The sequence below is a fragment of the Siphonobacter sp. genome, from assembly GCF_048595215.1.
Lineage (GTDB): Bacteria > Bacteroidota > Bacteroidia > Cytophagales > Spirosomataceae > Siphonobacter.
On record NZ_JBMDWJ010000047.1, the window covers coordinates 33,338 to 42,967 of the forward strand.

Consider the following 9,630-nt stretch of genomic DNA (forward strand, 5'->3'; position numbering starts at 1 on the left):
TACTTTGATGGGGGCAATTAGGGTGATAGAAATGGATTTGCCAATAGCCATAGGTCGCTTTTGCGATGAAAAGGGCCTTTTTGGCTGTTAAAAAATGTGAATTCAAGCAATGGGAGGCCCATGAAACGAAAGTTGCCAACCCAATGGGGCTGGCAACGCTGTACAAAGGCTACGGTCAATGAAACAGATCGGGTTATTTCAGGGCCTGATCGTAAAAGGTGTCGGCATCTTTCTTCAACTGGACCAGCGAAGGCTTATGGATGTACATCATGTGCCCGGATTCGTAATAGGTAAACGATACGTTTTTCCGCTGTTCCGGTTTAAGTCCCATGTGGTGAAAGGTGTACTCGGCGGCAAAAAACGGCGTCGCCAGATCGTAATAGCCCGCACCCACCCAAACTTTCAGAAAGGGATTCTTGCTCATGGCCTGTCGCAAGGTTTCACTCACGTTGAGGTAGCTATTCTGGACATTGTTGTAATTCCAGGGTTGTACACGTCCCGTCAGGGCCAGGTAAGGCAGGTCATTTTCGTACTTGAGTTCCTGCCGTACATAGTGATTCAAAGCCGTAGAGTACGGACCGGAAATCGTAGCATCAAGACTGGGATCGAACTCGTAGCCATCGCCCGCATCGTCGAAATCCGTACCGGTCATGCGGCCATCCAGCCGACCCGCCGTTTTGCCTTCCGAACGGAGTAATTCTTTTACAAAACGGCCAATTTCAACGCGTAAACGCGTTTGCCGCAGGTAGGTTTGGGAAAGGCCCGTAAACTTCGACAGCTTTTCAACCAAGGCTTTTTCTTCGGTTTCCGTCAGCAAATCACCCTTCATCAGAGCTGTAGTGTATTCGCCAGCCGCAAAGTCGCGGGCTGCCTGAAGCGTTTTTTTGAGATCGGCTTGGTATTCCGGAGCCAGTTTCTTGTGGTACCAGGCAATCGCCGTGTACGTAGGTAAAAACAGAGCGAAAGGTAAGTCATTGCCCCGGTCAAAACGGGCCGTCTGGAAATTCAAGATGGACGAGATGAGCGATATTCCGTTGATGTACAGGTTGTAACGATCCTGCAAATAGCCCGAAAGACCTGCCGCCCGGGTAGTGCCGTAACTTTCGCCCGCCAGAAATTTAGGCGATCCCCAGCGGCCGTACTGCGTCGTGTACAGACGAATGAATTCACCCACCGACTGAATATCTTCATTGTAGCCGAGAAACTGTTTCTCGTTCTCACCGGCTGCGGCCCGACTATAGCCCGTATTGACGGGGTCGATAAAAACCAGATCCGTTTTGTCGAGCCAACTGTATTCATTGTTGACCAAGGCATAGGGCGGAGCCAGGGATTCTCCTTTGTCGGTCATGGGGATCCGGCGGGGGCCAATGCATCCTAGGTGTAACCAGAGCGAAGCCGAACCAGGCCCACCGTTAAAGGTATACGTAATGGGACGTTTCGTCAAATCCGACACCCCATCCCGGGTATACGCAATGAAAAAAATGTTGGCTTTGGCTTTACCACTTTCGTCCTTTAAGGTAAGGTAGCCGGTACGGGTCGTGTACGAAATAGTTTTGCCCTGAATGGTTACTTGTCCTTTGGTTTCAACGGGGCTGGGCGGAGCCACAAAGGGGACGGGTTTTTCCTGCGAAGGCTGAGCGTTCAGCGTACCACTCAGTAGCAGGGCGGAAAACAGGTAGAGCGATCGGATTTTCATACGGGAATAGAGAAGAATGAAACGGATGGTAAGGATTTAAAATCCAATATTAATAACTAAAAATTGAGATTGAAATGCACCGCCCCGGGTCCAAAGACCCCGAAAGCCCAGCTCGAAAGCCTGTCGTAAACGCAGGACGTTGAAATCGAACGTAACATCAACGCCCGTGGACTGGTAAGTACGGGTTCGGTCACCCGTGACGGCATAGCCCAGATCCGCGAAAGCATTGAGTTTGATTCGTTGCACGTACAGCAAGCGACCCAGACTCCAGTCGGGGTAGGCCAGCGGCAACTGGTACTGAAGCGTACCCGTGGTTAGTTTCGCAGCACTGGCGTACACATACCCCCGGGGGAAAAACATTGGGCTGCCAAATACGTAGGAATCGCCAGAACCCTGAAACTGTACGCCGCCGTAAAGACGGATGGAATGATGCGGGAAAAATCCCGGAAAGTACAGTCTCGTTTGTAAAGCCAGTAAGTTACCCTGTAAGGCACCCCCGAAAGGCGTATTGCGGGCGTAGAGACTAAAGGTTTGTCCCCAGCGAGGCTGTACATCCCGCTTCGCCTGCCGTAACAGACGAGAATAACTGAGGGAAACGGTCGTGGCCGATAAACTGTGCCGACCCGGCTCGGTACGGCTCCGTAGGGGGAGATCGTAACCCTGGGTCTGAATAAAATTGGCTTGTACAGCAAGTGAGAGCCCTTCCCGATACTTGGAGTGAGTTAAGACCAGGGGCATACGTAGTCCGACGTTAAACTCGTTTTGTCGCCAGTAATCTTTTCGGAGGCTATCGATGGGTGGTTGCTCGTCGAGTGAAAAGACCGTCTGACGTCCGGCACTCGCCACACTCACATCAATCACCGGATACCAGCCGTAGTAACTGAAATTGCCTTCCCAGCGGCCTTGTCGTTCGTTAGCGTTGTAGGTGTACCCGGCGGAGGTAAAGGCCGTAGAAAGCAGATTCTGTGACTGGATGCCCACGGATAAGTCCGTCTCGGACGAAGTCAGCACCGGGCCCCAACCGTAGATATTAAACAGATTAGCTTTTGAATACGGCTTGCGAACGTTCGACTGATTGGGTACGGAAGTCAGTAACGCGGGATTGTTCTCCTGTTGAACCAGCGGACCAAACGAGCGGGTAGGGGCGGTCGGGATTTCAGTAAGTTCAGTCCATTCCGCTGGATTAAAGGGCAGGCGGGCAATCCGATGGCCCTGTTCCGTAAAATCCTGAAAAGCCAGGGTACGACCATCAGGCGAAAGAGCGGCGTGGTACGCCCCAAAAGGCCGTTGCGTGACCGCGTAGTGCTTTTGGTTGATTCGATGAAATGCGTAAATCTGGTCGGTACCCGTGTACGGGGCATTGTAAAGTACCCAGTCGTCGTACAACAGCGGTTGAGAAAGATTCTGCGTTTGGAGTGGAAAGACGTCCTGCGATTGACCGGTCTCCAGATTCAGTATCGTTAACGTTTTCTGAGAACCTACCTGTCGTACCATAATGGCCCGGCGACCATCCGCCGCAAACCGAGGCTGCTGGTACAAAGACTGTTGAGGATTCGGAAAGGTCCGGAGAACCTGACCGTCCGAGGCTTGTACTAACACCAGTTGACTTTTTCCTTCGGTATCAATGGATACGGTAAGAATGGTACGCCCATCGGGCGAAATTGTTGGAGCAAAGTAGCGACTTTTTCGGGTGACTTGCCGCGTCGTTCCCGTACGCAGGTCGAGCGTCTTGAGTACCGTATAATCCCGCATGCCCCAGCGAGGATCAAAGTGTTGTTCTGCCCAAACCAGCGTAGTCTGGCCCAGCGAAAGGGTGGCGGAATTTTGGAGAAAACCCGTTTCGTACAGCTTCGTTTCGTTTTGCCCGTCCAGCAGTACAAAGGCGGGAATATTCGCTAATCCTGATTTTAACGCAACTATACGTCCATCGGGTAGTAATTGCGGGTACTCGTAATCCGTATACACCCGAATGGGTTTGGTAGAAACCTGCGGGGCGGGCGACGCTACGGCTTGCTGAGCGGCCCACTGTTGGGTAAAATCAGCTGCCGCTTCCTGATACAGATCCTCCGTCCGCAGGCCTGAGATTTTCCGAAGCTTATCCGAAAAAGAAAAGGGATAAAAGGGGAAACGGTAGTACCGATCAAGAACCGTATTCCAAACCTCAGGTCCCAGCTTTCTGCGGGCGTAGTTCGTTAAATGATAGCCCAGAACGTACCAGTCGGGGAGGTTATCCCGGTACGAACCCGCAACGATTTTAGGGTAGCTAAAAGGTTTATTCCGGCTTAATAGCTGGGTACGGAACAGGAGATTAAACTCCGGGATTCGCCCGCGTCCGCCGGGGGAGAGTGCCGTTTCCGTGCACACGGCGTCTCCTTCCGCAAACCAGTCCGGGATGCCAGTTTTTAGAAAATTAGTAGCATTGTAGCCAAACAGATAGAACAATCCCTTGCTAATACCGGTCATCGCTTTTTCATTCTGAACGACGTGCCGGTATTCGTGCACAGCCAGCAGGTCAAGCCAGCGATTAGTACCCAGAAAGTTGGCGTCCTGTGGCGGCGTGATGTAGAACTCCGTATGACGGGGCGTCAGGGTTACAAACCCGTTGGAAACCGTGGTTTGGGTTTGCAGTACCAGAGGAATACGACGGGGTTTCCGACCGAGGGTCTTGGATACGGGCTCATAAACGGTTTCCATGGTATTGGCCAGTCGATTACTAACCGAATCAAGACCTTCCGGATAAATGATCTGGAAGTGGGGAGTGCGGTACTGAAACCAGCGAATGGAGGCAGGGTTTTGACTGGCGTTACCTAATTGAGCAAGTGCCTGATAGCCAGTCAAACAGCACCATACACAGAAAAGAAAGCGATTCATTCCTACGAATCTATGGAAAAAATGAAGGGTGTAAGCTAAGCACAAACTTTGAAATTTTTAGCAGGGCTACGTAGGCGTATTGGTTTCTTTTGAGGAAAAACGGGGTTAATCTGAGGAAACGAAGGAGCAAAAAACTTGACTCGCTTTCTATTTTAAATAGTTTTGCTAAAAATTTTGTCAATTTAGGAGGCGGTATGAGCATCATTAGCGAGAATATTCGGTATCTGCGGAACCGTAACGATCTGACACAGGAGCAGTTAGCTCGTCGCCTGGGTACCAAACGGCCAAACATTGGTGCGTACGAAGAGGCAAGAGCCAACCCGCCCCGCGAAACGCTCATCAAACTTTCACAACTCTTCGGCATTACGCTCGATCAGTTGCTAACGGTTGATTTACGCCGGATTCGTGATACGCCCAGCCTGAATTTAGGTCCCGCCTCCGCGACGCCTCCACCTCCCGTTTACCGTCCTGAAACGGCTCGTCCACCGCAGCCCATTCAAAAAGTGGTGGATACGTATTTCCGGGAAAAATCGCAGGTCAACCTGGTGGCCCAGCGAGTAACGCTTCGCAAACTCAATCGCTTGGATTTTCTGTCCGATACGCCCGTAGAATTACCCAAAGCGTCGGAAGCGTTCAACCGAGCAACGGCTCCGCCCGTGATTCAGGCACCTGTTACTACGGCCTCGGCTTCGGTAGATCCGGGTATTCGGCTGGTTAATCAGGGGCGGATAAACGAATACGTCATGAAATCGCGGCAGGGTGAGTTCATTGAGCAGTTACCGCCGTTTCAGGGACCGCAGACGAAAACGGGTGTTATCCGAGCCTTTGAAGTGGGTGATGACTTTTCCATTCCCGGTTCTATCCTGATTGCCGAACAGGTAACGGACTGGTATTTGCTCGAAGACTCCAAGCACTATCTGATCGTATCCCGAATGCAGGGTTTACTGTACCGACGGGTGTATAATCAGTTGAAAATTAAGAGTACCCTCTTACTAAGTTCGGACAATCCAAACATCCAGACGATCGAACTTTCCCTGAAAGATATTGTGGAGGTCTGGTCCGTTCGCGGCTTTTATAGTACCAAACTACCCGAACCACCCGTATCGCTTGACCGTATGAAGGCGTTAGTAGAAGAACTAAAAGAAGAACTTGATCGGGCGAAAGCCTGAGACATAAAAAAAGCGGATGGCAACCATCCGCTTTTTTCTTTATTCTGTAGGTAACTGTGAAAGTTCGTCCAACGTACGCTCAATGTCGTTCAGAAACCGATTGTTACCGCTCGGATTAACCAGCGATTTGCCAAATTCGTACCAAAGGCCGTCGCCGACATTGATAAAGTTACCCGGATGATCAGGCTTCTTGGGCGTAGCTTTTTCGGCTAAAAACTCACCCGCGTAGATGAGTCGTAGTACCGGATTCAACGTGTCCCAGCGAAGTTCATTCGACTTTTCAATGTTGTCCACCTGCATATTCATCTTCACCGTACGTTTGGAGAAGAAGACGTTCATTTCCAGTTGAACCGACTTATCCTTCAGTTTTTTCAGATAAATCAGTTTCAGCGGAGCTTCCAGACGGGCCGTTTCGTAGATGGCCTGAATGAGTTCCTGCGACAGGTATTCCCAGGGCTCCCGATTCCGGGGTTTGCCCAGGAGAGGTTCCTGATCCTTGTATTCAACATTAAGCCAGAACTGATTTTCAGCTTCCTGGGCCGGACGACTGGTCTTGTAAAAGTCGGTTTTAGCAACCAGCGACCGAAGTTCTTCCGTCCAGACGGGCAGGAGTGTACCTTCCCATTCGAAATCATCGTTACCCGTGAATCCTTCGCCCAGAATTTCCTCTTCCGTCAGATCATCCCGATCGGTGTATTCAATGCGAAAAACCACGTGTAATTCGTCCGCCCGATTGACCGTACAGCGGATGAAATATTTATGGGAATAGGGAGCAGGGATAAGCTCTGCCGTTTGATAGTTGATCTCAATGGATCGAAGAAGAGTTTCCATAAGCACAATTCTGTGCGTGAAAAATAGTGAATAGTTTTTAGTTTTCGGCGTTTAGCGGCAGTTTTCGGGCAGATCTTAGCAATTATTCAGTGGGTAGTCCCTGTACAGTAGCCCGTTTGTCAACTTTTTCCGTGGGCGTATGCTGGAAAGCTTGTACCGTACGCAAAGACCGTGGGGACTTATACGCGGGAAGCTGATTTTTAAGTTGCTGGAGCAGTTCCTGATTTTGTTCGGGAGCGAGCGACTCCGCTTCGATGACGAGCGTTAGTGCCTGCCCCAGCCGTTCATCGGGAAAACCCCAGGCAAAAAAACGTTTTCCGGGGTAATAATCCTGTAAGATGGGTTCAACCCAGCGTTCGACTTCTTCCAGTTGAATTTTGATTCCTCCAGAGTTAATGATATGATCCGCCCGACCTAGAATACGAAAACGTCCGCCGTCCTGCATTTCTACGACATCATTGGTCTGAATGCGTTCGAAATTAGAAGCGGCGGCGGTAATGTGCAGACAATCGCGGTCGTCAAGCCCTAGAACTACCCCCGGTAAAGCCTGAAAGTAATCCGACTGCTCGGTACCGTTCAGGCGGCGAATGGCAATGTGCGAAACCGTCTCGGTCATCCCATAGGTAGCATACACGGGAGCCTGTATGATCTGTAGAGCCGTATGCAGGGCTTGAGAAACGGCTGCTCCACCAATGATAATGGCCTTCATTTGATTGAGCTGCGGTACAGATGCACTCGGTTTTTCCAGCAAATGTTGAAGTTGCAAGGGTACAAAGGCCGCAAAATCGAGGGGAACAGCCGTCGGTAACGGGTCGGAGCTGGGTTCCGTCAAAAAAGTGCGTAATCCACATTCCAGCGTGCGAACCAGCATCATCACGCCCGCGATGTAGTGGACGTTCAAACAGCAAAGGGCCCGATCGCCGGGCTGCAACTGAAAGGTTTCGGCCGTAAGGCGGGCGGAAGCCTGCATTTGGGCTCGAGTTAGCGTAATGACCTTGGGGGTACCCGTCGAACCGGACGTTTGCAACTGGAAATGCGATTGACCCGAAAGCCACTGCTGGCAAAAATGCAGGGCCTGAGCTTCGTACTCCGTCTGAGGCTCGGGTAAAGGAAGAGCGGCATCGATTACTAGCATGCGTGTAAAATTAACCGGTTGCCTGAGAAAAACGGAGAGCCGTTGTCTGACAACGGCTCTTCGCAAGGTAAGTATACTTAATAGACACCAAAGCTTAGTTATTCAAAAAGGCCGAATACATCCAGACCATTTTTTCTTGCGAACGAATGTAATCGCTCATCAGGGCACTAGTTCCTTCGTCGTTGATTTCACCCGCTACCGCCAGAATTTCGCGTTGCAGGGGCATGATCACCTTAAAGGAATTCAGGATGCCTTCTACCGCCGTAGTGCCGTTGGAAACTTTGGCACTTTCCAGAATTTGCGACTGACGGGCGTATTCCGAATAGTTATGGTTGGGCGTATAGCCCAGCGTTAAAATCCGCTCGGCTACTTCGTCAATTTTTAGCAACAAATCGTTGTACAGCTCTTCGAATTTTACGTGTAATTCAAAGAATTTTTCGCCCTTGATATTCCAGTGATACCCGCGGGTATTTTGGTAAAAGATGGAATAATTAGCCAGCAATTCGTTCAGTTTCTGGGCCAGTGCAGCGGATTTATCGGTATCTAAACCAATGGCATTTAAAGTACTCATGCTATCGTATCGTTCGGTTGACAAAAAGTAAAACAGCGTTACGGACACAAAGAAAATTACTCTTCCTCGGGGGCTTCGACTACTGCCGCAGGAATGCTGCGGCTTTCGTCCTGAACCCATACCGTAAGCTCGTCACCCGCTATATTCTCAATTTCTGTGCCATCTGGTCGGACATGTACATTGAGGATATTGTCCCGGAAACGAATGGTAAACGAATAGCTCTGCCATTGCTGGGGGCAGCGAGGGGATAAGTGAAGTTGTCCGTCTTTCACCCGCAGGCCCCCAAAACCTTTCACCACTGACATCCAGGTGCCTGCCATGGAGGTGATGTGTAGCCCATCTTCGGTATCGTTGTTGTAATCATCCAAATCCAGGCGACTCGTCCGCAGATACATTTCGTAGGCTTTGTCATCCATCCCCAGCCGGGACGCCAAAATGGCATGTACGCAGGGAGACAGCGAAGATTCGTGGACCGTACGGGGTTCGTAGTAATCGTAGTTCTGGCGAATCGTCGCTTCCTCAAATTCATCTTCGAAGAAGTATAATCCCTGCAGTACGTCCGCCTGTTTGATGAAAGGCGACCGCAAAATCCGATCCCAGGACCATTTTTGATTCAGCGGACGATCTTCGGGACGCAGGTCGGTTACGAGAATTTGTTCTTTATCCAGGTAACTATCCTGTTGTAGGAAAACCCCTAATTCTTTCGATTCGGGTAAGTAAAGCTGGTCGATGATGGCCTGGAAACGTCTAAACTCCGCTTCTTCGTTGAGCTGCAGTTGCTGACTCAAAGTGGCGTAACGTTCGGCCTCCGTAGTCTTCAACTGATCGGCTACTTCCAGCGTGTATTGCAGGCACCAGCGAGCGATGTAGTTCGTGTACCAGTTATTATTCACGTTGTTTTCGTACTCGTTCGGTCCGGTTACGCCGAGCATGACAAATTGCTGACGTTCGTCTGACCACGTAATGCGTTGCGACCAGAAACGAGCAATGCCCAGGAGTACCTCAAAGCCGTATTCACCCAGGTAAGCCGTATCGTCCGTATACCGAATGTAATCGTAGAGGGCGTAAGCGATGGCTCCGTTACGGTGGATTTCCTCGAAGGTGATTTCCCACTCGTTATGACATTCCTCGCCGTTCATGGTCACCATTGGATACAGGGCCGCTCCTCCCGTGAAACCCAGCTTCTCGGCGTTTTCAATGGCTTTGCCCAGTTGTTTCCAACGGTAAATAAGCAGGTTCCGGGCTACTTTGGGTTCCGCCGTAGAGAGATAGAAGGGAATGCAGTATGCTTCCGTATCCCAATACGTCACGCCGCCGTATTTTTCTCCTGTAAAACCTTTAGGACCAATGTTGAGGC

The 9,630-nt window shown here is 50.6% G+C and carries 7 protein-coding genes; 1 reads left to right on the top strand and 6 read right to left on the bottom strand.

Annotated features, from left to right (window positions below; all coding sequences use genetic code 11):
* Positions 1-193: 193 nt before the first annotated feature.
* Together ACOJTG_RS03070 and ACOJTG_RS03075 are read right to left on the bottom strand one after the other, a co-directional pair.
* Complete coding sequence (locus ACOJTG_RS03070) at positions 194-1,696, bottom strand: S10 family peptidase (RefSeq protein WP_420152459.1); 1,503 nt, start codon at positions 1,694-1,696, stop codon at positions 194-196.
* A gap of 36 nt (positions 1,697-1,732) precedes the next feature.
* Entirely contained in the window at positions 1,733-4,567 is a 2,835-nt protein-coding gene (locus tag ACOJTG_RS03075) for a hypothetical protein (RefSeq protein WP_420152460.1), read from the bottom strand.
* Positions 4,568-4,761: 194 nt separating this feature from the next.
* Between ACOJTG_RS03075 and ACOJTG_RS03080 the strand changes: the two genes are divergently transcribed.
* The gene (locus tag ACOJTG_RS03080) at positions 4,762-5,736 is read left to right on the top strand and encodes a helix-turn-helix transcriptional regulator (protein ID WP_420152461.1); all 975 of its coding nucleotides are present in this window, start codon (positions 4,762-4,764) and stop codon (positions 5,734-5,736) included.
* 39 nt (positions 5,737-5,775) lie between these two features.
* On the opposite strand, the gene ACOJTG_RS03085 is transcribed toward ACOJTG_RS03080, so the two are convergent.
* From ACOJTG_RS03085 to ACOJTG_RS03100, 4 genes are all read right to left on the bottom strand, one after another.
* A complete protein-coding gene (locus tag ACOJTG_RS03085; RefSeq protein WP_420152462.1) occupies positions 5,776-6,567 on the bottom strand; it encodes a hypothetical protein in 792 nt (263 codons plus the stop codon).
* A gap of 82 nt (positions 6,568-6,649) precedes the next feature.
* Positions 6,650-7,702, bottom strand: coding sequence for an AMP-binding protein (locus tag ACOJTG_RS03090; RefSeq protein ID WP_420152463.1), 1,053 nt, complete (start codon positions 7,700-7,702; stop codon positions 6,650-6,652).
* Between the two features lie 94 nt (positions 7,703-7,796).
* Positions 7,797-8,273, bottom strand: a complete 477-nt coding sequence (locus ACOJTG_RS03095) for a Dps family protein (protein ID WP_420152464.1) — start codon at positions 8,271-8,273, stop codon at positions 7,797-7,799.
* A 56-nt stretch (positions 8,274-8,329) separates the two neighbouring features.
* Positions 8,330-9,630: glycosyl hydrolase family 65 protein (locus ACOJTG_RS03100; protein WP_420152465.1), on the bottom strand; the 1,301-nt coding region annotated here is incomplete at its 5' end.